Below are 22,640 nucleotides of genomic sequence, written 5' to 3' on the forward strand. Positions count from 1 at the left end.
TAGGCGCTGGAGCTGGATTAAGAAAACCACAAGTAGTTAGCCACAACTAAATAATTTTATAATTTCCTAAACAAAAAAAGCCCTCATCCCTGGACAGGGACGAGAGCTTACTCGCGGTACCACCCTGATTATGAACGCAAAAAATCACGCCCATCTCTCAATGACGCCTTAACGCAGCTCACGGCAGGTTTTTCCTGCACTCCGGAATAGCATTCTGTTATCCTTCACCGGGAATTCTTTCAGCCTAGGAATCCCTCTCTGGTCGATGGACTATAACATACTCGTTCCTTCTCCATTTTTTGAATATTTATCTATAGCCGAATTATATATAGCAGTACTGCGTTTGTCAAACGTCCCTGGCAAAAAATTATCTCAGAGGAACTTTCTTCTTTCATGAATGATATGATCTCTGGCATGAATCAGTGCCGCCCTTATTATCACGAGGACAGGAACTGCCAAAATAAGTCCTAGAATGCCTCCCACTTCTTCCCCGGCCAGCAAAGCGAACATAATCATTAATGGATGCATGTGCAGGCTTTTTCCTACTATCAACGGGGACAAGATGTTGCCTTCCAGAAATTGCAGCGAAAAGACGATCACAAGTGACAAGAGCACCATTTTCACGGACATTGTCGCGGCAATGATGACAGCCGGAATCGCTCCGATCAGCGGACCAAAATACGGTATGACATTGGTGATTCCGACAATGGCCCCAAGTAGGAGGGAGTACTTAATGCCTGCAAACCAGAAAAAAAAGGAAGAGAGCACGCCAATAATCAGGCAGACGAGAAGCTGACCTCTTATATAACTGCCGAGTGACTTGTCTACTTCATGGAGAAATCTTGCACCTTGCTGCCTCCATTGCCTTGGAGTCATGTACCACGCCGCTTTTTTCATCGCCTTGAAGTCCTTAAGCATGTAAAAGGCAATGAACGGAATTACCGCAATCGTCAAAATAGAATTGACAATTTCCATCAAAAAGGACATCGTTGCGGCAAGCACATCGTCCAGCCACTGCTCCATGCTGTTGATTCCATCTTCTATTCTTTCATGAATTCCTGCAGGCCATGTCGAGGTCTCGTTTACGACATTGTTGACCATTTGTTTATATTGTTCGGCAAAAGCAGGAGCGTTCTCTGTTAAGTCGCGCAGCTGATAGATTAAAGCGGGAATCCCTTTATAAAAGGCAAATCCAGCACCGCCAAAAAAGAAAATATATATAATCAAAATTGATAGTCCCCGATGCAGCCCCCTTTGGTTAAGAGATTCCACGATCGGGTGAAGCAGATATGTAATGAAAGCAGCTAGCAAAAATGGAATCAGCAGCGATCCAACAATATGCAGCACCGGAATCCACAATGCTTGCAGCTTCATGAAAACGAACAGAACAATAAACAAAAGGAGAAGAAATCCAAGCCGGTAGTACCATTTCATTTGGATATTCACTTTTAGTCGCCCTCCCTCTCGTTTATTCTTGAGAGAAAGGAGAGGGATTATACCTAAGAAAAAGATTGTCGCAACTTCCTAGTGGCAAGCACCTCTCTACTCGCCGTTTCCTTCTCCTCCTTGAGACGGAATTTAATCAGAACAGAGATGATCGTATGCTAGGTGTATTTATGTGAAAAGGTCAATTTGGGCACCAATATGGATCATTGGTTACCTCTTTTCCTAGTTTCTGGATTTTTCGGGCACTAATACAGCTCATTGGTTACCTCTTTTCCCGATTTCTGGATTTTTTGGGCACCAATACGGCTTATTTGGTTCGAAAGAGATTTCACATGAAGAAAATGCTTGAAATTTATCAGACTGTCAGCAAATTGGATGGGATTTCTTACCTTAAAGCCGTCGGGCAACCTCTTTGTTCAAACTTGTATCTTGTTAACCGTCGAAAAAATCCCCTGTAATCCTATACAGGGGATTTATACTTGTTAAAGAAATGCTTTTGACATTTTTCTGCCTAGCTTCTTCATTTTCCTGCCAGACATTATATTGTTATTAGAAGCATAACGATAAACTGCCATACCCGCACCCAATGCGATAACGGAGGGTAACATTTTGTTCATGCGCTTCACCTCTTCGGATTTTTTTATATGCCGTATTGACGTTGATCTTCGTCGAATAAGTCGTCAAGGGAGCTTAATGTTCCATCTTCTTCGACTTGATGGGTATGGATCAGGCCATTATTCAAGGACAGCTCTATGAAACAATTCCAGCAGTAATATTGGTTGATGCCAATTTTGCCAATATCCTTGCTTTGGCAATTCGGGCAACTTAACATAAGGACACCTCATCTCTGTTTCACTGTCACGATGATGGCATCCTTTCCGATTGCAGGCGGACCCGTTGTCTTGACGACACGCTTTCCATTCATGATATCTGAAAAAAAGCCATCTGTTAGTTCGTACCCTACAATCGTGCCCAGTTCTTCCATAAAATATACGTCGTTCAATAAACCCAGCTGTTCTCCATCCCTAGAGAGCAGGATTTTGCCAGCCAGTCCTTCCTTTTGTTCAAACGTATATTCAGGCTCTGCCTCTAGACGCTGCAACACTGACTGATCCTTCACCATTAGACCATCCGAGCCAAACGATGCAACCTCTCCGATCTTGACCTGAAACGTTTTCTTGATGAATCCACCTCGTTGAACTAGTAAGCCTACTACGGTTCCATTGCTTGAAATGCTTACATCACATACTTCGCCCAGTTTTTGCCCACTTGCCAATTCAAATACAGGCAATCCCTTTAATCGTGAAAATGTCCGCAAAAGTGTGTCCCGCCTTTCCGAACACTCTTAGGTTTTGCGATTGATCGGTTAATCATGCGGTGTAAGGTTTTCCAAAACAATATTATGCTTCATTTTCTTCCATAAAATCGTAAGGAGTCAAATTACCCATTCCGATCATCGGGTCTGCATTCTTAACGATTCCCATATAGTTCTTACGATTTACGTCTGGTAAAATTTTACTATCTATGCGATTACCGCTCCATTCCGGGAGCATCTCGACGAGCTTTTCAACAAGTGTCGTATTCCGCTCCTTATCCTGTCCGCGTTCGATGCCCATTTTTAGGGCGTCCTCTTCGCCAATAAGAATCAGAAATTGCTTGCTTCTTGTGATGGCCGTATAAATCAAATTCCTGCGCAGCATCCGGTAATAACTTTTTACGACCGGAAGGACAACAATCGGAAATTCACTTCCCTGAGATTTATGGACGGAACAGCAATAAGCATGGGTAATCTGCGAGAGCTCCGGCCTGTTGTAGGTGACCTCAATACCGTCAAATGACACGATTAGCTGATCCTGTTTTTCGACATTTTCCTTCGCGTAAAAAATCGCGATAACCTCGCCCATATCCCCGTTGAATACATTCGCTTCCGGCTGGTTGACCAGCTGGAGAACCTTGTCGCCAATTCGATATTTTATATCACCAAAGGCAAGCTCTTTTCTTGTTCCGTCTGCATTCGGATTGAATAGCGTCTGCAATAGTTCGTTTAAGCGGTCAATTCCCGCAGGTCCCCTGTACATTGGGGCAAGCACCTGGATATTCTTTGGCGAATAACCTTTTTTCTTAGCACTAGCAACAACCTTTTCGACTACTTGAGGAATTTGGTTTGTTGTACACTGGATAAAAGATCGGTCGGATTTTTGGACAGAAATGTCAGCAGGAAGCAATCCTTTTTTGATTTGGTGGGCAAGTTCAATAATAGAGGAACCTTCTGCTTGCCTGTAAATATCCGTAAGTCTCACGGTCGGGATTCTGCCGGAATCAAGCAAATCCTTTAAGACTTGGCCAGGGCCGACTGAAGGAAGCTGGTCTTCGTCCCCGACCATTATCACCTGAATATTATCAGGCAGTGATTTGAACAATTGATAAGCAAGCCAAATATCGACCATTGATGTCTCATCTATAATCAAGATTTTCCCTTCTAGCGGCTGATCCTCATTATATTCAAAGCCTTCCGCACCATTCCAGCGAAGCAGTCTGTGAATGGTCACTGCAGGCAAACCAGTGGACTCGGTCATTCGTTTTGCCGCCCTGCCGGTAGGTGCTGCCAGTAAAAACGGGTATGGCTCTTCCTTTTTGTAATCTCTTGGATCTAAGGAACAGCCGTGCAATTCCCCATATAGTTCAACGATTCCTTTTATCACAGTCGTTTTTCCTGTGCCAGGTCCGCCCGTGAGGATCATCATAGGAGACATCAGCGCCGTTTGGATGGCATCTTTTTGGCTCGGAGCATATTGGACGTTTAGACGCTCTTCAAGATTCCCGAGTGCAAGCAGAAATTCCGATTCAGGAAATTGATTTTCATACTCCGTCTGGTCAAGAATTTTCTTCACCTTAGCGACAAGTCCCTTTTCTGAATAATAAAGCGATGGCAAATAGATTTTCTGTTCTTCGGAAATCAGCTTTCCTTCTTCACCTAGCTTGATGATTTCCTGAGAGATTTCCGTAAATTCAATTTCAAAATTTTGATTGTCTTCCAGCAACTTTTTGACATCGACCAGCAGCGATTCCGCTTCCATGTAGACGTGTCCACCTTGGATGCTGGAATTTTCTAATGTATAAAGACAAGCCGCCTTGATCCGGTCAGGATGGTTCCCTGTCAATCCAAGCTGGCTTCCAAGCTCGTCCGCTCTGCCAAAACCAATGCCTTCAATATCTTCGACAAGCTTATAAGGATTGTTTTGGATCACTTCAATCGCCTGTTCTTTATATACCTGATATATTTTCATCGACAGCTGTGGGCCAAAACCATATTCGTTCAAAGCGACCATCACCTGTTCAAGGCCCTGATGTTCCATCAAAGAATCATACAAGTCTTTTGCCTTCTCGGGTGCCAGCTTCGGAATTTGATCCAAAACGGAGGGATTATCAATTATTTTTGCAATCGCTTTTTCACCAAGCGTTTCGACAATTTTTTCAGCTGTTTTCTTTCCTATTCCTTTAAAAAGATCACTGGATAGATAGCTGATGATTCCCTGTTTGGATTGGGGAAGGTCTTTCCTGAAATGCGTTGCATGAAATTGGGCGCCAAACTTCGGATGTTCTTTTACTTCACCAAAGAAAGTATACGTCTCCTGCTCATGAACCTTGGGGAAGTACCCGGTAATGACTGCCTCTTTATCATCATATTGTTCATTCGTTTCTTCGACCCTGATTCTTAGCACGGTGTACAGGTTTTGTTCATTGTGAAAGATGGTCACTAAATGCTTCCCTTTCATGAATTTCCCCTGCTCTGCAAACAAATCTAAAGAGTCTTGCTTATCCAAAGTTTCTTCCCCCTTTCCGCTGATTCATTCGCGTTTACTGTGCTTTGAACACGCCTTTCTCCATGCTAAGTATATCATAATCAGCTATGCAGTTGCCCAAAATAATCCCCAGCGAAGCAGGCTCGCCGGGGATTATTCAGGATTAACCGACATAAGTCAGCTTGCTTCCGTTTTTGAAAATCTCATCAATTGTTCCACCGCCAAGACATTCTTCTCCATCATAGAAAACAACAGCTTGTCCGGGAGTGACAGCGCGGATTGGTTGGGTAAAAATCACTTTTGCAGTCCCATCGTCCAGAAGTTCTACAGTTACAGCATTATCAGGTTGGCGATAGCGGAATTTTGCCGTGCACTCAAATGTTTTCGGCTTCGGTTTTTCGGATACGAAGCTGATATTCACAGCCGTAATGCTGTCTGAATAGAGCAGATCATGATGAAATCCTTGTTCCACCAGCAATACATTGCGCTCAAGGTCCTTGCCTACAACGAACCATGGTTCGCCTGCACCGCCAATTCCAAGCCCTTGTCTCTGGCCGATTGTATAATACATCAATCCATCATGCATGCCTTTTACCTCGCCACTCATCGTCTCCATATTTCCCGGCTGGGCTGGAAGGTAATTCCCAAGGAATTCCTTGAAATTCCTTTCGCCAATAAAACAAATGCCAGTACTGTCTTTTTTCGCTGCAGTGGCTAGATTTGCTTCCTTTGCCAGCTCTCTCACACGAGACTTTTCCATATCGCCGATCGGGAATAGTACTTTTTCCAACTGATGCTGATTCAGCTGGTTTAAGAAATACGTCTGGTCTTTATTTTCGTCGAGTCCGCGGAGCATTTTTCGCTCGCCGTCCCGGTCTTCCACCCGTGCATAGTGGCCAGTCGCAAGGAAATCTGCTCCAAGATTGATCGCATGTTCAAGGAATGCTTTGAATTTGATTTCTTTATTGCACATGACATCTGGGTTTGGCGTTCTTCCCGCTTTATATTCTTGAAGGAAATAAGTGAAAACCTTATCCCAGTATTGTTTTTCAAAATTGACTGCATAATACGGAATGCCAATCTGGTTGCAGACGCGGATTACATCTTCGTAATCTTCCGTAGCAGTGCAGACCCCAAATTCATCGGTGTCATCCCAGTTTTTCATGAAGATGCCGATCACATCATAGCCCTGTTCCTTCAGAATCAGTGCAGCGACGGATGAGTCAACCCCTCCTGACATCCCAACCACCACTCTCGTATCCTTCGGTGATTTTTCCATTGGCTTCCCCTCCCTCTACTAGTCTACCCTTAAGCTCCATTGTTTTTCGTCAGCCTCTGGACAATTTTTGCTGTATCCTCAGCTGCTTTGTCGATCTGTTCTTGTGTATTGTGTAATCCGAAACTGAAGCGGATGGAGTTTGTCAGCCTTTCAGATTCTTTCCCGAACATCGCCACAAGCACATGCGATGGATCGATGGAACCTGCTGTGCATGCTGAACCGCTTGATGCCGCGATTCCAGCAAGGTCCAGATTGACAAGCATTGCTTCGACATTTGTACCAGGAAAGCTTAAGTTTAAAATATGCGGCATTGTATAATCAAGCAATCCGTTCAGCTGGAAGTGGATTTCACTATCTTCAAGTCTTTTGATAAAACGGTTCTTTAAATCCCTATAGAAGATGCGTTTCGTATCAAGGTCTATTTGTGATAGTTGGACTGCTTTTCGGAATCCAGCTATGGCTGCGACATTTTCTGTGCCAGCCCGGCGCTTCCTTTCCTGTTCTCCGCCGAACAGTTGGCGAGCCAGCTTTATTCCATCACGGATATAAACGAAACCAATCCCTTTTGGTCCATTCATTTTATGGGCCGAAACGGAAAGCATATCTACTTTCATCTCTTCCACATCTAAGTTTTCAATCCCGTAAGCCTGCACAGCATCTGTATGAAAAACAGCCTGGTGTTCAGCAAGGCGTTGTCCTATTTCTGTGATCGGCTGGATTGTGCCCACCTCATTATTTCCGTACATGATAGTAACAAGAATCGTATCCTCACGTAATGCATCGTCAAATGTCTTCATGTTAACATAGCCATTTTCATCGACAGGGAGGTAGGTAACTTCAAAACCGCGCTTTTCCAACTCCATACAGCTATGCAGCACAGCGTGGTGTTCCACCTGTGTAGTTATGATATGCTGTCCTTTTGCACGGTTTTGTTCGGCATATCCAATAACAGCAAGGTTATCGCTTTCTGTTCCGCCGCTTGTGAACAGAATATTATTCGCTTTTGTCCCAATGCTCTTTGCCAGTTCATCACGAGTAGCATCAAGGATTTTTCTGGCCTCGCGCCCGAAATGATGGATGCTTGAAGGATTTCCAAACTCCGTTGTCATTACTTTTACCATTTCAGCCAGGACTTCTGGATGCATCGGTGTAGTGGCCGCATGGTCCAAATAGATTCTATTCAAACTTTTTCCCTCTCTTATTAGAAGATAGATTTTTCGTTATATATAAAACATATAAGCATCGGATTCGCCAACTTGTTCGGTGTGGTTAGCCAGATCTTCAATCGTGGTATTGTCCAGCACATCTTTTACGGCATCTCTGATTCTTGTCCACAATTCACGCTTGGCGGGTTCTTCATCCTCAATGCCTTCGACAATGCTGATTGGGCCTTCGAGAACTCGAATGATATCGCCTGCTGAGATATGCGAAGGTTCAGAGCCAAGAATATATCCACCATATGCTCCTCTAACGCTTTTCACCAATCCGGCATTTCTAAGCGGAGCAACCAGCTGTTCTAAATAGTGCTCTGATAAATCATTCGCTTGGGCAATCGCCTTTAGCGAAGTTGGACCTTCGCCGTAATTTTTGGCGAGCTCGATCATGATGGTCAGTCCATAGCGCCCTTTCGTGGAAATTTTCATTTTGCACACCTCTGTTCCATTATTGGGGTGATCTTTATTTGTTAGATTAAAACATGCACGAGAGCATGCTTACAAGGTATATAGTAACAAAAATCCTCAGTCAATAGGTAGGCTTTTGACATTATAGCATAACTGGCAGGAACAATGCGCAAGTCCCTTGTTCATGGTATTGTATAGGTAAACGAATTTGCCCAGTTAGGGAGGGATGAGCAATGAACCTTAAACCGCTTGCTTTCAGGATGAGGCCGCGGACGATTGAGGAAGTGATCGGCCAGGCTCATTTGGTAGCTGAAGGAAAAATCATTAACAGAATGGTAATGGCGAGACAATTGTCATCGATGATTCTATACGGACCGCCTGGCATCGGCAAAACCTCGATAGCCAACGCGATCGCCGGAAGCACAAATTTTGCCTTCAGGTCCCTGAATGCGGTAACGAACAATAAAAAGGATATGGAAATAGTGGCTGCAGAGGCGAAGATGTCAGGCAAAGTCATCCTGCTGCTTGATGAGGTACACCGGCTTGATAAAGCAAAACAGGACTTCCTGCTTCCCTATCTGGAAAATGGGATGATCGTGCTGATCGGTGCCACAACGAGCAATCCATATCACGCGATCAATCCAGCGATCCGGTCAAGATGCCAGATTTTCGAATTAAAGCCGCTTGAGCCAGATGATATAAAAACGGCTTTGCACAGGGCAATTGCCGATGAAGAAAGAGGTCTCGGCAGCCAGAAAATAGAGCTGACGAAAGAAGCCCTCTCCCATTTTGCCACAGCCTCCGGCGGCGATGTGAGAAGTTCCTTGAACGCCCTCGAACTTGCTGTCCTTTCCACTAATCCCGATGGAGATGGAATCATCCATATCGATGAGACTACTGCAGAAGAATGCATGCAGAAAAAAAGTCTGGCACACGATAAAGATGGAGATGCTCATTACGATGTTCTTTCAGGTTTCCAAAAATCCATCCGGGGCAGCGATGTAAATGCGGCTCTCCATTATCTCGGAAGATTGATTGAAGCAGGTGATCTTGTCAGCATCAATCGCCGACTTCTGGTTATTGCCTATGAAGACATCGGATTGGCCAGTCCTCAGGCAGGGCAAAGGACTTTAGCAGCGATTGAAGCAGCCGAAAGGATCGGTTTCCCAGAGGCCAGGATTCCACTTGCCAATGCAGTGATTGAGTTATGCCTGTCCCCTAAATCAAATTCTGCTTATACTGCTATTGACTCAGCACTGGCTGATATCCGCTCGGGCATCAGCGGAGAAGTGCCTGATCACTTGAAGGATGCCCATTACAAAGGTGCCAAAGACCTTGGGCGCGGCCTAGACTATCTTTACCCACACGACTACGAAGGCGGCTGGGTAAAACAGCAGTATCTTCCAGATAGGATCAAGCACAAAGTGTATTATCAACCTAAAAAGACCGGAAAGTTTGAACAGGCTATTGCCTCCATCTATGAGAAAATTACTGGATACAGAAAATAAGCGGTTAGGAAACCTTGCCGCTTCTTCGTGCGGTTTTTACGCTTGCTCTTTAGCTGTTTACTCGTTCAATCTCGATATCTCGTAACAATTCCCTGACGACATAGCTAGCCATGATAAGTCCTGCAACAGAGGGAACGAACGCATTGGAGGAAGGAGGCATCTGTGCTTTACGGATTTCAGCATTGTTATTGCCTACTTCTTTCTGCACATCCTCTCTGACAACAATTGGGCTTTCGTCGGAAAAGACTACGGGGATTCCTTTTTTAACGCCTTCCTTTCGCAGGCGGGTGCGGATGACTTTCGCAAGCGGATCGGTATGCGTCTTGAAAATATCGGCAATCTGGAATCGTGTAGGGTCCATTTTATTTGCTGCACCCATGCTGGAAATCATCGGAATGCCACGGTTGATCGCTTCCTTGATCAGATGAATCTTATAGGAGATGGTATCCGAGGCATCGACGATGAAGTCAAGGTTGTAGCCAAAAATCTCTTCGTAGGTCTTCTCCGTATAAAACATTTTCAGCGCTACCACTTCGCAATCAGGATTAATATCCATGATCCTGTCACGCATAACTTCGACCTTTTGCTTGCCGACCGTGGAAAGCAGCGCAATCAGCTGGCGGTTGATATTTGTGATGTCGACATCGTCCTTGTCGATTAAAATTAGCTTGCCGATTCCAGACCGGGCAAGCGCTTCTGCAGCGAACGAACCTACACCGCCGATCCCTAAAACGGCAACCGTACTATTTTTCATTATCTCAAGGCCCTCTTTGCCGATGGCCAGTTCATTTCTAGAAAATTGATGAAGCATCTACATTCACTCCAATTATAAAATCACTGTCACTGCTATTCCTGCTTTCGAATATAACATATCCATTGATCAATTTATAGCGAATTGGAAATCACAACTCCCCTAATTTTATCTATTTCGGGTTTTTTTACTAAAACAACTGCCTGCATAAGGGCAAGATACCCTTTTATTGGACAGACTCTTAGCCCTTGGAATTGATTGTCTAGCTGCGGCCTACATACAAAAAAACCATGCATACGCATGGTTTTTTTGTATGTAGGAAGAGTCCCAATCGTGCCGTCGCGTGTATGCCTTCGTCTTGAACCCGCTCTTAGCAGGTGGGTGCCCTGTTCCAGGTTTCTGTAAGTCCTCGTGTGAGAGGCATTTACGCGGCCCGAAAACTCGTGCTCCCGAAGGATAGATGTTAGGTCAAAACTTCAGGTTAAACAACGAACACATCAGGACTCTTCAGCTGTTGATATTATATTACCACACACTTGAGGCAATTTCAAGAATCTAGGGTGTTAGGATTCACTGGTTTTTTTTAACATTAAGCGATAGATGTAATTCCTCCATTTGGGCGCCGCTTACTGCATCAGGAGCGTTCATTAAAAGGTCACTTGCGCTTGCTGTTTTTGGGAAAGCGATCGTATCGCGCAAATTGGTTCTGCCTGCAAGCAGCATAACCATCCTGTCTAATCCGAGCGCAATGCCTCCATGAGGCGGCGTGCCATATTCAAAGGCTTCTAGCAGAAATCCAAATTGTTCATATGCTTGTTCTTTTGTGAAACCAAGCACGGAAAACATTTTTTCCTGGATATCTCTTTCAAAAATCCTCAGCGAGCCACCGCCAAGCTCATATCCGTTCAGAACAAGGTCATATGCCTGTGCTTTTACATTGGCTGGGTCACTCTCAAGCTTTGGCAAATCTTCGCGAACCGGCATGGTAAAAGGATGATGTGCAGCGAAATACCGGTCTGCATCTTCATCGAATTCCAATAGTGGCCAGTCTGTTACCCAGAGAAAATCGAATTTGCTCTGATCAATCAAGCCAAGCTCTTTTCCTAGGTTCAGACGCAAGGCACCTAGTGCATCTGCCACGATTTTTTTCTTATCTGCTACGAATAACAAAAGGTCACCGGAAGAGACGTTCAGCCGGGCTTGAATTGCAGCCTGCTTTTCTTCGTCAAAGAATTTTAAGATCGGCCCCTTCAAGCCATCTTCTTCTGCTTTCAGCCAAGCCAAGCCTCTTGCTCCATATACAGCGACTAATTCAGTCAAGCCATCTATATCCTTGCGCGAGTAATTTGCTGCTGCGCCTTTGACATTGATCGCCTTAACTTGGCCTCCTGCTGCTACTGCCGCTGCGAATACCTTAAACTCACTATCCTTCACTAAATCGGAAAGATCGACAAGCTCCATGCTGAAGCGTGTATCCGGTTTGTCCGAACCGAAACGGTCCATTGCTTCCTGGTAGCTCATCCGCGGGAATGGCAATTCCACTTCTATTCCCTTTACATCCTTCATGACTTTTTGCATCATTTTTTCAGTTAGACCGATGATCTCTTCCTGGCTCATGAAGCTGGTTTCGATGTCAATTTGCGTGAATTCCGGCTGGCGGTCAGCACGCAGATCTTCATCGCGGAAGCATCGGGCGATTTGGTAATAACGTTCAAAGCCGCCAACCATCAACAGCTGCTTGAAAATCTGGGGAGATTGTGGCAGAGCGTAGAACTCACCCGGATGCACACGGCTTGGAACGAGATAATCCCTAGCACCTTCAGGTGTGCTCTTTGTTAAAATTGGTGTTTCAACATCCAGGAACCCTTCGCCGTCCAGATAACCACGAATCGCTTTGGTCACCTGATGCCTCATCTTAAAGGTCTCGAACATGACCGGCCGGCGTAGATCAAGATAGCGGTATTTCAAACGTACATCTTCTGATACATTCGTCTTGTCTTCAATCATGAACGGTGTTGTTTTCGCTTCATTGATAATAGTCAGTTCCTCAACCTGCACTTCGATCGTTCCTGTTTTCAGGTTTTCGTTTACGCTGCGTTGATCGCGAGCAAGGACGGTCCCTTTCACATCAAGTACGTATTCTGTTCGGACCTTCTCGGCAATGGAAAGCGCCTCAGGTGACACTTTAGGATTAAACACAATCTGGACAAGACCGGTTCTGTCCCGAAGGTCGATAAAAATCAACCCTCCCAAGTCACGGCGCTTTTGCACCCACCCTTTTAGTGTAACCGTTTCGCCGATTGCCTTTTCTGTTACTTCCCCGCAAAAATATGTTCTTCCAAACATCTAAACTCCCCCACTATCTGCAGATTTCCTTGAATTTTTCAATAAAGCTCTCAAGCGGTACTTCGATCTGAACTCCGTCCGCCATCGACTTCAGATTGATTTTCTTTTCTTTCAGTTCATTTTCCCCTAAAACGGCCACGTACTTGGCGTTGACCCTGTCCGCAGCCTTGAACTGAGCTTTGATTTTCCGGTCAAGATAATCGCGTTCTGCCGAGAAACCAGCCATTCTTAGCTGGTGAAGCAGACCTACCGTATAATCTTTTGCCTCATCGCCAAGTGAAACGAGGTAACAATCGATTTCTTCCTTGACCGGAAGTTCAGCTCCTTCTGCTTCAAGTGCCGCAATCAGCCTCTCTACACTTAATGCAAAACCGATCCCCGGTGTTTCCGGACCACCGATTTCCTCGACCAAGCCATTGTATCTTCCTCCGCCGCACAGCGTGGTGATGGCTCCGAAGCCTTCCGCATTGCTCATGATTTCAAATGCGGTGTGGTTATAATAATCCAAACCGCGCACAAGATTGGCATCCACTTCGAATTCAATTTCCATGTCTGTCAGAAAGGTTGTAACTTTGTTAAAATAGTTCCTTGAATCATCCGTCAAGTAATCGATAATCGATGGTGCTGACCTCATCAGCTCGTGATCACGGTCCGCTTTGCAATCAAGGATGCGCATTGGATTTTTTTCAAGGCGATTCTGGCAGTCCGTGCAGAATTCCCCAATCCGCGGTGAAAAATGGGTAACTAGTGCCTCTCTGTGCGCTGTACGGCTTATCTTATCTCCGAGGCTATTAATCACCAACTTCAGCTTTTTCAGGCCCAACTCTTGATAAAGTCTCAACGCAAGTGAGATTACTTCGGCATCGATCGCTGGATCGGCACTTCCCATTGCTTCTACGCCAAACTGGACAAATTGACGGAAGCGTCCTGCCTGAGGACGTTCATACCGGAACATCGGCCCGATATAATAAAGCTTTACTGGCTGATTTGGATTACCAAACATTTTATGCTCGACAAAAGAGCGGACAGCGGCTGCTGTTCCTTCCGGGCGCAGTGTAAGGCTCCGGCCGCCTCTGTCGGTGAATGTGTACATCTCTTTTTGAACGATATCTGTCGTATCGCCAACGCCTCGCTGGAACAAATCTGTATGTTCAAAAATCGGAGTTCTGATCTCCCGATATTGGTATCTTTCGCAAAGTTCTCTTGCTTTCGTCTCTATCAGCTGCCATTTTTCCGAGTCGCCTGGCAAAATGTCCTGTGTTCCGCGTGGAATTTTGATTTGATTTGACAAAGTTCATCCCTCTTTTTCATAAGTTCTTTATGTATGAAGAAAAAAATGCAAAAAAAGCCCCCGATCCCTTGCTATAATAACAAGGGACGAGAGCTTATATTCCCGTGGTGCCACCCTAATTGAAGCGCCTATTGGCACTACCTCTTTAACAGTTAACGCCTGCGACGTCTTCTCCTATTGACGGCAAGAGCCGATGTTCAGAGAAAACCCTCCGGAGTGTTCATTCACCAGGTCATCATGCAGAAATGCTTACAGCCAAGGCATTTCCTCTCTTTCCATCTGTATCCCGGCTACTAATTCCCCTTCAACGGTATGTTTTCCGTATGACATTTTATTTATATTATAATACGGAGTCCAATTAGCAATGTCAAGCACAATTCAAGATCGCTCCAGCTGTTTTTTTAGTTTCCTCACGTCACGGAGAGAAAGTCCGAATTCTGAAGCCAATTCCACGACATGAGAGTTTTGTTCTTTTTGGGTAAAATCGTGGAAATCCACTCCAAATAACTGATTTTCACCGGTCGTTGCAGAAATTCCTTTATCACTGAACCGCATGATCTCACCTTCCAATCGTTTCTTGCCTATTATTCTTCCCACCCTTCGATCATTTTAACTGCTTTTCACTTATTGATTCTCTATTAATTCCGATAAAAGAAAAAAGTCTTCGTGATTTTACCGGTAAATTCCGGTACTATATTTTTAGAACACTTTTAAATAGAGGGAGGGAGATCATGCCCAGAAACAAAATGGTTCCTGTCATCCTTTGCCTTATGCTTTTTTTTGGGAACCTGTCTGGCTTGGAAACGGTCCAAGCAGATAATGGCAGTGTATCGATCACTGCTACAAGTCTTAATGTCAGGAGTGGTCCTGGACTGAGTTATTCTGTTACAGGGTCCGTGAAAAAAGGTGAAAAATTCCCAATCATCAAGGAGGACGGCGATTGGCTCTACCTTCGCCTTAGCGACAGCCAATACGGCTGGGTGGCACAATGGTTCACTTCAAGGGAAGCTGTTAAGCCCATTGTTTCGCAAGATCCAGCTGCCAATTTGGGAAGCGTTACCGTTGATGGCCTGCGGGTAAGGAAAGGACCTGGAACCAATTATGAGGTGATAGGCTACTTTGCTAATGGTCAGACGATCGAAATCCTCCATTCAAAAGGCGATTGGGCCGAAGTTCGAACTTCCGCTTTACAAGGCTGGGTTTCCATCGAGTACATAGACTCAAAAAAGAAGGAACCGACGACACAATCAAAAAAACCTGCTGAATCAAACGGGACGGTCACCGCCACCTCCCTGAATGTAAGGGAGAAACCATCGTTAAACGCCAGCAAAGTTGGCCAATTAAACAGTGGAGCAGTCGTTCCCGTCCACTCTCAGTCCAATGGCTGGGCTGAGATTACTTATGGCGGGAAAAAGGCATGGGTAAGCGCTGATTACTTGAAGATCAGCGGAACACCTTCTTCAGGCAGTGGATCCCCTGCTCCTGCAGATCAATTCACGGGTACGGTAACTGCATCCAACCTGAATGTCCGTAACCAAAATTCACTGAATGGCTCTGTGATCAGTTCGATTTCCAAAGGGCAAACCTTTAAGATTCTTGAGGAAAAAAACGAATGGCTCAAAATTGAATATCAGCCTGGGAAAGCAGGTTGGGCTGCCAGCTGGTTTTTTGATATCAAGAAAGATGGATCTTCAGTGGTGTCCAGTAAACCAATAACAAATAGCACAGTTTCGATGCTTCATAATGGGACAAACATCCGTAAAGGCCCAAGCACAGAAACACCAGTAGTTCTCCGCGCCGATCAAGGAGACAGCTTCCAAATAGTAAGTGTCGAAAACGATTGGTATAAAATCACTCTTGCAAATGGACAAACCGGCTTTGTCGCAGGGTGGATCGTCTCCGTACAGGGCAATGCACCTAAAATAGAAAAGCCTGGTGCAGAAAAGCATACTAAGAATAAAACGGTTGTCATTGATCCCGGGCATGGCGGCCGTGACAATGGGACAACTGGTTTAAGAGGATCTTTGGAGAAAACACTCACCTTGAAAACAGCACAGCTTCTATACGAGAAGCTCCGAGCTGCTGGAACCAACGTAATCCTAACTAGAAATAATGACCAATACATCTCACTAGGATCCAGAGTCAGCACGTCCCACTATCATAACGCAGATGCTTTTATCAGCCTTCACTATGACAGCATCAATGACAGAACCGTCAGAGGGATGACCACTTACTACTATCACGGAAAGCAAAAACCCCTTGGTGAACAAATCCACTCCTCGGTGGTAAGCAAAACGATGCTGAAAAACCGCGGGACTCGCGTTGGCGACTATCATGTCATCAGGGAAAACAGCCAGGCAGCCGTACTGCTTGAATTAGGCTATCTTAGCAATCCAGCGGAAGAGATGCTCGTAAACACCCAGCAATACCAGGAAGCCGTTACCAATGGTATATTCGAAGGGCTAGCTCGCTATTTTAAAAATAAGTAAAAAAAAGCAGGGATTCCGCTTTGGGATCTCTGCTTTTAACGCGGATTCACTTGCTATCGAGAATCAAAGTAACCGGACCATCATTGGTCAATTGCACGTCCATCATGGCGCCAAAAACACCCGTTTCCACCTTCAAGCCTTTTTCAGCAAGCAATCGGTTGAATGCTTCATAAATTGCTTGTGCATGGTCAGGTTTTGCGGCATCCATGAAGTTCGGACGGCGGCCTTTGCGACAATCTCCATAAAGCGTAAACTGAGAAACAGAAAGAACCTCTCCGCCGACATCAAGCAGGGAAAGATTCATCTTGCCGGTTTCCTCTTCAAATATTCGTAAATTCGCTGCCTTCTCGGCAAGGAACGCAGCATCTTTTTGCGTATCCTGATGGGTAATGCCCACTAGGATGACCAATCCATTATCAATCGAGCCAGTCACTTTTCCATCAACTGTCACTTTGGCTTCTTTGCTTCTCTGAATTACTAACCGCATGATCATTCTCCTTGCACACTACTATCCTTGGTCCCTTATTCCGATTAAGCAGCAAAATTAACTCATAACCCTTCTAACCGCGTAAATATCGGGTATTTGTTTGATCCGGTCGACAACTTTTTGCAGATGGCTGACATTCAGGATGGCGATCGACATATTAATCGTAGCCATTTTATTTTTATCTGATTTACCGGAAACGGCAGTAATATTCGTCTTCGTTTCATTGACGGCATGCAGTACTTCGTTCAGCAAGCCTCTGCGGTCGTAACCGCTGATCTCAATATCGACATTGTATTCCTTCCGGTCATTAAGCGCTGTTTCCCATTCAACTGGGATCAGTCTGGCTTGAGCATCCTCTGTGTGGATGTTAGTGCAGTCGGAACGGTGAACAGATACACCCCTGCCTTTTGTGATGAAACCTACAATATCATCCCCAGGTACTGGATTACAGCAACGCGAAAGCCGGATCAGCAGATTGTCGATGCCAGATACCCGCACTCCTGATTCCCGTTTCTTTGCAGGCGTGAACGATTTAAGCTCGGAAACGGCATTCGAAATATCCTTTTCTTGCTCAAGGTCACGCTGCTTGCGAAGCTTTTCCGTCAGCCTGTTCGCTACCTGGAGCGCGGTGATGCCGTTATAGCCAATCGAGGCGAATAAATCCTCTTCATTGCTAAAATTGAATTTCTCTGATACCTTTTTAAGGTTCTCAGAAGTTAGGATTTCTTTGACTTCAAAATCCAGATTGCGGATTTCTTTTTCTAAAAGCTCCCTGCCTTTTTCGACATTTTCATCTTTCTGCTGCTTTTTGAAAAATTGGCGAATTTTGTTTTTAGCCTGAGAGGTTTGCGCTAGCTTTAGCCAGTCCTTGCTTGGTCCGTAAGAATGTTTAGACGTAAGAATTTCAATGATATCCCCTGTCTTCAGCTGGTAATCAAGCGTGACCATTTTGCCATTCACTTTTGCACCAATCGTCTTGTTGCCGATTTCGGAATGAATCCGGTAGGCGAAATCGATTGGGACGGAACCCGCAGGCAATTCAATGACATCGCCTTTCGGGGTGAAAATAAATACCATATCTGAGAATAAGTCTATTTTAAGAGACTCCATAAACTCTTCGGCATTCGCCGTATCATTTTGAAATTCAAGAATTTCCCTGAACCAGGATAGCTTCGTTTCAAAATTAGAGCTATCAGCAGGTTTGCCTTCTTTGTAAGCCCAGTGTGCAGCGACGCCGAATTCAGCGATTCGGTGCATTTCATCTGTCCGGATCTGGACTTCGAGCGGATCCCCTTTAGGACCAATGACGGTAGTGTGCAGCGACTGGTACATATTCGGCTTGGGCATCGCAATATAATCCTTGAACCGTCCAGGCATTGGTTTCCAACAAGTATGGATAATTCCCAGAATCGCGTAACAGTCCTTAATGCTGTTGACTACAATCCTTACTGCCAGGAGGTCGTAGATTTCATTGAACTGCTTGTTTTGCAGCACCATTTTGCGATAGATGCTGTAAATATGCTTTGGCCTACCCGAAATTTCAGCCTTGATGGAAACTTCTTTCAGCCTTTGCTTCACTTCTACGATGACTTCCTCCAGATACTGTTCGCGTTCTGCCCGCTTCTTTTTCATCAAATTAACGATTCGGTAGTATTGCTGCGGATTCAAATAGCGCAAGGCCGTATCTTCAAGCTCCCATTTGATCTTCGAAATACCGAGCCTGTGAGCGAGCGGGGCAAAAATTTCCAGCGTTTCATTGGAAATTCTGCGCTGCTTTTCACTTGGCAAATGCTTCAAAGTTCTCATATTATGAAGACGGTCTGCAAGCTTGATCAAAATGACACGAATATCCTGTGCCATTGCCACAAACATTTTCCGGTGATTTTCTGCCTGCTGTTCCTCATGTGACTTGTACTTAATTTTCCCCAGCTTCGTGACCCCATCTACAAGCATCGCCACTTCGTCGTTGAAGGCCACTTTTAAATCATCAAGCGTCACATCCGTGTCTTCGACGACATCGTGAAGAAAACCGGCAGCCACCGTTGCTGGATCCATCTCAAGGTCAGCAAGGATGCCCGCTACTTGAATCGGATGGATTATATACGGTTCTCCCGACTTCCTGAATTGATCGTGATGAGCCTTTTTGGCGAACTCATATGCCTTCCTAACCAATTCAACATGTCGATCATTTAAATATAATTTTGTACAGTCAATGACTTGTTCAGCTGTCATTACCTGGTCATTCGCCATAGGATCACCTAATTTAAATTTCTATATATTTTAACCCGCTTTGAAGATTACCAGCGGGCACAGAGAAAAAATGACATGTACAAGAAATCCTTTTAAATACAATAACTATTCTTATAAGGATTGTTACTATTATCAAAGAAAAAAGCAAAGATGTAAAGAGAAAGGGAGATAATTTACAGCAAAAATTAAAAAAATTGTCGAAAGATCGTCCATTTCCGCTATTAGGATAGCTATTAGGATAGAGGGAACCGTTCCCATTTCCCTTTTTTAAACGGCTTGTGTTAATTTTCGTTCCTGGGCTTCGCTGACACCTCCGAAAAAAGAAAAGGCACCCCGCAAGGAAGCGCCCGTGTGATTAAAATTCCATTAGTGTGAGTACATCATAGCCTTCAAGCTTTTTGCGGCCGTCCAAATAAGTAAGTTCAATCAGGAATGCGATGCCAGCTACGATTCCGCCTAGTTCTTCCACTAGCTTGATCGTTGCTTCAATTGTTCCTCCAGTGGCGAGTAGGTCGTCGGTAATCAAGACCCTTTGTCCTGGCTTGATAGCATCTCTGTGAATCGTTAACACATCGCTGCCATACTCTAGTCCATAATTGACTTTGATGGTCTCGCGCGGAAGCTTCCCATCCTTCCTTACTGGCGCAAAGCCTACCCCATGTGCATAGGCAACTGGGCAGCCGATAATAAAACCGCGGGCTTCCGGACCAACTACCAGGTCAATTTGTTTATCTCGGGCATAGGCCACAATTTGGTCTGTTGCATATCTATAGGCATCGCCGTTGTCCATTAAAGTGGTGATGTCCTTAAAGTTAATGCCAGGCTTTGGCCAATCGGGAACGATTGTTACGAATTGTTTTAAATCCATCGAATAATTGCCTCCTCATTTTTCACCGACTCTTGAACGAATTGGTCTAGCCAATTTTTCAATTGCTCATATGATGAATATAGCAATTCGTTTTCAAGAGTGAATGCTTGCACCTTGTGCTGATATGTTATGGATTCAGTAAGATCCCTTTTCGGGACATTTTCTTTTAGTGAAATAAACCCATTGTTTATTTTAACAAAATCTAGTTCAAAAAACACCTGTGACATATATTCTACAGTCTCTTTTGTCCATCCCCGATACTTGGCTAATTCAGTGCCATATCGTTTTAGATCGAAAGGGCCTTTTTTGGCAAGAAAACTGTAAAACCATTTGAAGTGATCCCTCGTCGGCAATGTCGTAAAGAATTCACCGTTTTCTTTATGAAAATAAACATAGATTCTTCCGGGACTCTTTTTCATAAATAGCCTTTTGAGAATATCTTTGTTAGGAGGCAAGTCCAAAAGGACGACGAATGAATCGTTTAACTCCATCTGCTCCGCCTGTTCGTTGCTCGTTACAAGCTGCAGTGAATCTCCGATGATTGGCGAAAACGTATTGGCCAATTCAGCATGAAAATAGATCCAGTGAACAGGCTGGTCGTCTGGAATCATGGCTGGGAGCTTTTCGATATTTCTTGAGTTTCTCCTATCAAATAGCTGCCAGGATCGGACGGCCAAATCCTTTAGGAAAATCTGCGGCTTTTTGATATTGTTCCATTCGTTGATGGATAATTCGCCAATGACCGAGAGCTTAGAGCTCGGCGAAATATGATCATGCAAATAGCCTAAACCGAAGCCGATGCCCTCAATAAGACTGCCATCCTCTTCGAGCGCCAGTTTGAGATGGGATTGGTCAGCCCCTATTTTCCTGATGGTCGAAATATTCGCCCCCTCAATCAGCACCTTCGGTTTTGGATTGCTGACACCGTATGGGGAAAGAAGGCCAAGTTCCTTAATCGTTTCAATCGTAATCTCTTGGACAGGCAAATTGGCATCCACATGGACAATCGGAGTGAAATCTTCTTCCTTCAACTGCATTTTTGCCCGTGCATTCAGTCGGGACCTTAATTCCTCTACATCCTTAAGTTCCAGTGTCATCCCAGCAGCCATAGGGTGCCCGCCAAAATGAGGAAGGATATCCCGGCAGGTTGATAGGTTTGCAAAAAGGTCAAAGCCGGCAATACTTCGGGCAGACCCCTTTGCGAGCCCTTTTTCCTCATCAAAACTGAGCACAATCGTTGGCCGATAATACTTTTCTACGAGTTTTGAAGCTACAATTCCAATAACACCGGCGTTCCAGCCTGCCTTGCCAATAACAAGAACGGAATTATCTTTTATTGGATAGTGTAACTCCACCTCTGCAACTGCTTCTTCCGTAATTTTGGAAACGATAGCTTGGCGTTCGCTGTTGATCGAATCAATTTCCTTGGCGAGCATCATTGCTTCTTCCGGTTCAGACGTCATCATTAATTGCACTGCAGGATCTGCACTGCCTAATCGGCCAGCAGCATTAATACGGGGCCCGATCATGAATCCAATCGTTTCTTCATCAATTGATGACCGGTCCGTTTTGGCGATCTTAAGCAGTGCAATTAAGCCCGGTGTCTGGCTTGTCTTTAATTTTTCTATTCCTTTTATGGCGATCAGTCTGTTTTCGCCTAGCAAAGGAACTAGATCGGCAATCGTCCCGATTGCAGCAAACTCCAGCAAATGCTCAGGAAGTCTTCCTAGCAAAGCGTGAGCCACCTTGAATGCTACACCAACACCAGCCAAATCTTTGAAAGGATAATTGCTTTCTTTTAGTTTTGGATGAATGATAGCAAACGCATCAGGCAAAACCGGACCCGGTTCATGATGATCCGTTATAATCAGATCGATGCCTAAATCGCTGGCAATATTTGCTTCATGAATGGCAGCAATCCCAGTATCGACTGTGATAATCAGCCTGATTCCGTTCTCTGCAGCCAAGCTGAACGCCTTTTCATTCGGGCCATACCCTTCTGTAAAACGGTTCGGAATATAATAATCTACGTTCGCTCCCATTTCATGTAGGGCTTTCATCATGACTGTTGTACTGCTGACACCATCTGCATCGTAATCTCCAAATACCCAGATCGGTTCCTGTGTTTCTACTGCCTTTTTGATCCTTTCAACTGCTTTCCCCATATCGTTCAACAAAAAAGGGTCATGAAACTTGCCTTTTTGTGCATATAAAAAATACCGGGCATCTTCCACGGTATCCAATCCGCGATTGACTAGCAATGTAGCAGTCAAATTCGTTATCTTCAGGTCTTTTGCAAGGGACTCTATTTTGATGCGGTCCGATTCCTTGATGATCCACCTTGATTTTGGTTTTAACATACGTTCACCTCTTAGCCTTTTCATTATACAAAAGCATGGGCATGGTTTCAATGACAATCAAGGATAATCGACTTTTTAATTTCGCAAAAGGAAACACCAAATACAAAAATGGCAGCCTTTTTCAGGCTGCCATTTTGCGA

The 22,640-nt window shown here is 44.7% G+C and carries 18 protein-coding genes, 1 other RNA gene and 2 other annotated features; of the genes, 2 read left to right on the forward strand and 17 right to left on the reverse strand.

Features of this window, described 5'->3' with window-relative positions:
* Positions 1 to 92: 92 nt before the first annotated feature.
* Positions 93 to 302, reverse strand: a binding site (T-box leader).
* A 70-nt stretch (positions 303 to 372) separates the two neighbouring features.
* From UB32_RS15400 to cymR, 8 genes are all read right to left on the reverse strand, one after another.
* Entirely contained in the window at positions 373 to 1,446 is a 1,074-nt protein-coding gene (locus tag UB32_RS15400) for an AI-2E family transporter (protein ID WP_044395262.1), read from the reverse strand.
* Between the two features lie 482 nt (positions 1,447 to 1,928).
* Positions 1,929 to 2,063, reverse strand: a complete 135-nt coding sequence (locus tag UB32_RS19575) for a YrzQ family protein (protein WP_084221869.1) — start codon at positions 2,061 to 2,063, stop codon at positions 1,929 to 1,931.
* 23 nt (positions 2,064 to 2,086) lie between these two features.
* On the reverse strand, positions 2,087 to 2,278 hold the full coding sequence (locus tag UB32_RS19580) for a hypothetical protein (RefSeq protein ID WP_084221870.1): 192 nt from the start codon (positions 2,276 to 2,278) through the stop codon (positions 2,087 to 2,089).
* A gap of 9 nt (positions 2,279 to 2,287) precedes the next feature.
* Positions 2,288 to 2,764 (reverse strand): PRC-barrel domain-containing protein, encoded by a 477-nt coding sequence (locus UB32_RS15405; protein WP_044395264.1) that lies wholly within the window; start codon positions 2,762 to 2,764, stop codon positions 2,288 to 2,290.
* An 82-nt stretch (positions 2,765 to 2,846) separates the two neighbouring features.
* Entirely contained in the window at positions 2,847 to 5,270 is a 2,424-nt protein-coding gene (gene recD2 / locus UB32_RS15410) for an SF1B family DNA helicase RecD2 (protein WP_044395266.1), read from the reverse strand.
* A gap of 142 nt (positions 5,271 to 5,412) precedes the next feature.
* On the reverse strand, positions 5,413 to 6,528 hold the full coding sequence (mnmA, locus tag UB32_RS15415; protein WP_044395268.1) for a tRNA 2-thiouridine(34) synthase MnmA: 1,116 nt from the start codon (positions 6,526 to 6,528) through the stop codon (positions 5,413 to 5,415).
* Positions 6,529 to 6,557: 29 nt separating this feature from the next.
* The gene (locus UB32_RS15420; RefSeq protein WP_044395270.1) at positions 6,558 to 7,712 is read right to left on the reverse strand and encodes a cysteine desulfurase family protein; all 1,155 of its coding nucleotides are present in this window, start codon (positions 7,710 to 7,712) and stop codon (positions 6,558 to 6,560) included.
* A gap of 36 nt (positions 7,713 to 7,748) precedes the next feature.
* A complete protein-coding gene (cymR, locus tag UB32_RS15425) occupies positions 7,749 to 8,171 on the reverse strand; it encodes a cysteine metabolism transcriptional regulator CymR (protein ID WP_044395272.1) in 423 nt (140 codons plus the stop codon).
* Between the two features lie 212 nt (positions 8,172 to 8,383).
* Here cymR and UB32_RS15430 point away from each other — a divergent pair, with 212 nt between their 5' ends.
* Positions 8,384 to 9,658 (forward strand): replication-associated recombination protein A, encoded by a 1,275-nt coding sequence (locus UB32_RS15430; protein ID WP_044395274.1) that lies wholly within the window; start codon positions 8,384 to 8,386, stop codon positions 9,656 to 9,658.
* Between the two features lie 49 nt (positions 9,659 to 9,707).
* Here UB32_RS15430 and UB32_RS15435 read toward each other — a convergent pair whose 3' ends face one another.
* From UB32_RS15435 to UB32_RS20215, 5 genes are all read right to left on the reverse strand, one after another.
* The gene (locus UB32_RS15435) at positions 9,708 to 10,469 is read right to left on the reverse strand and encodes a tRNA threonylcarbamoyladenosine dehydratase (RefSeq protein WP_044395275.1); all 762 of its coding nucleotides are present in this window, start codon (positions 10,467 to 10,469) and stop codon (positions 9,708 to 9,710) included.
* Positions 10,470 to 10,729: 260 nt separating this feature from the next.
* Positions 10,730 to 10,916: non-coding RNA, 6S RNA (gene ssrS, locus UB32_RS19585), on the reverse strand.
* Positions 10,917 to 10,979: 63 nt separating this feature from the next.
* Positions 10,980 to 12,755, reverse strand: a complete 1,776-nt coding sequence (gene aspS, locus UB32_RS15440; RefSeq protein WP_044395276.1) for an aspartate--tRNA ligase — start codon at positions 12,753 to 12,755, stop codon at positions 10,980 to 10,982.
* 13 nt (positions 12,756 to 12,768) lie between these two features.
* Positions 12,769 to 14,046, reverse strand: a complete 1,278-nt coding sequence (gene hisS, locus UB32_RS15445) for a histidine--tRNA ligase (RefSeq protein WP_241768524.1) — start codon at positions 14,044 to 14,046, stop codon at positions 12,769 to 12,771.
* A 79-nt stretch (positions 14,047 to 14,125) separates the two neighbouring features.
* Positions 14,126 to 14,363: a binding site (T-box leader), on the reverse strand.
* A 61-nt stretch (positions 14,364 to 14,424) separates the two neighbouring features.
* A complete protein-coding gene (locus UB32_RS20215; protein ID WP_044395278.1) occupies positions 14,425 to 14,601 on the reverse strand; it encodes a hypothetical protein in 177 nt (58 codons plus the stop codon).
* Positions 14,602 to 14,777: 176 nt separating this feature from the next.
* On the opposite strand from UB32_RS20215, the gene UB32_RS15455 reads away from it, so the two are divergent.
* Positions 14,778 to 16,535 carry an SH3 domain-containing protein gene (locus tag UB32_RS15455; protein ID WP_044395280.1) on the forward strand — a complete coding sequence of 586 codons (1,758 nt, stop codon included), beginning with the start codon at positions 14,778 to 14,780 and terminating at the stop codon, positions 16,533 to 16,535.
* A gap of 46 nt (positions 16,536 to 16,581) precedes the next feature.
* Here the strand turns inward: UB32_RS15455 and dtd are convergent, their stop codons facing one another.
* The 4 genes from dtd to recJ form a co-directional block, all read right to left on the reverse strand.
* Complete coding sequence (gene dtd, locus UB32_RS15460; protein WP_044395282.1) at positions 16,582 to 17,022, reverse strand: D-aminoacyl-tRNA deacylase; 441 nt, start codon at positions 17,020 to 17,022, stop codon at positions 16,582 to 16,584.
* Between the two features lie 57 nt (positions 17,023 to 17,079).
* Entirely contained in the window at positions 17,080 to 19,272 is a 2,193-nt protein-coding gene (locus tag UB32_RS15465; RefSeq protein ID WP_044395284.1) for a RelA/SpoT family protein, read from the reverse strand.
* A 355-nt stretch (positions 19,273 to 19,627) separates the two neighbouring features.
* Positions 19,628 to 20,140 (reverse strand): adenine phosphoribosyltransferase, encoded by a 513-nt coding sequence (locus UB32_RS15470; protein WP_044395286.1) that lies wholly within the window; start codon positions 20,138 to 20,140, stop codon positions 19,628 to 19,630.
* Positions 20,131 to 22,500, reverse strand: coding sequence for a single-stranded-DNA-specific exonuclease RecJ (recJ, locus tag UB32_RS15475; protein WP_044395292.1), 2,370 nt, complete (start codon positions 22,498 to 22,500; stop codon positions 20,131 to 20,133). Before recJ ends, UB32_RS15470 begins: the two co-directional genes overlap by 10 nt.
* Positions 22,501 to 22,640: the final 140 nt, after the last annotated feature.

The sequence above is a fragment of the Mesobacillus subterraneus genome, from assembly GCF_000934845.1.
GTDB lineage: Bacteria > Bacillota > Bacilli > Bacillales > Cytobacillaceae > Mesobacillus > Mesobacillus stamsii.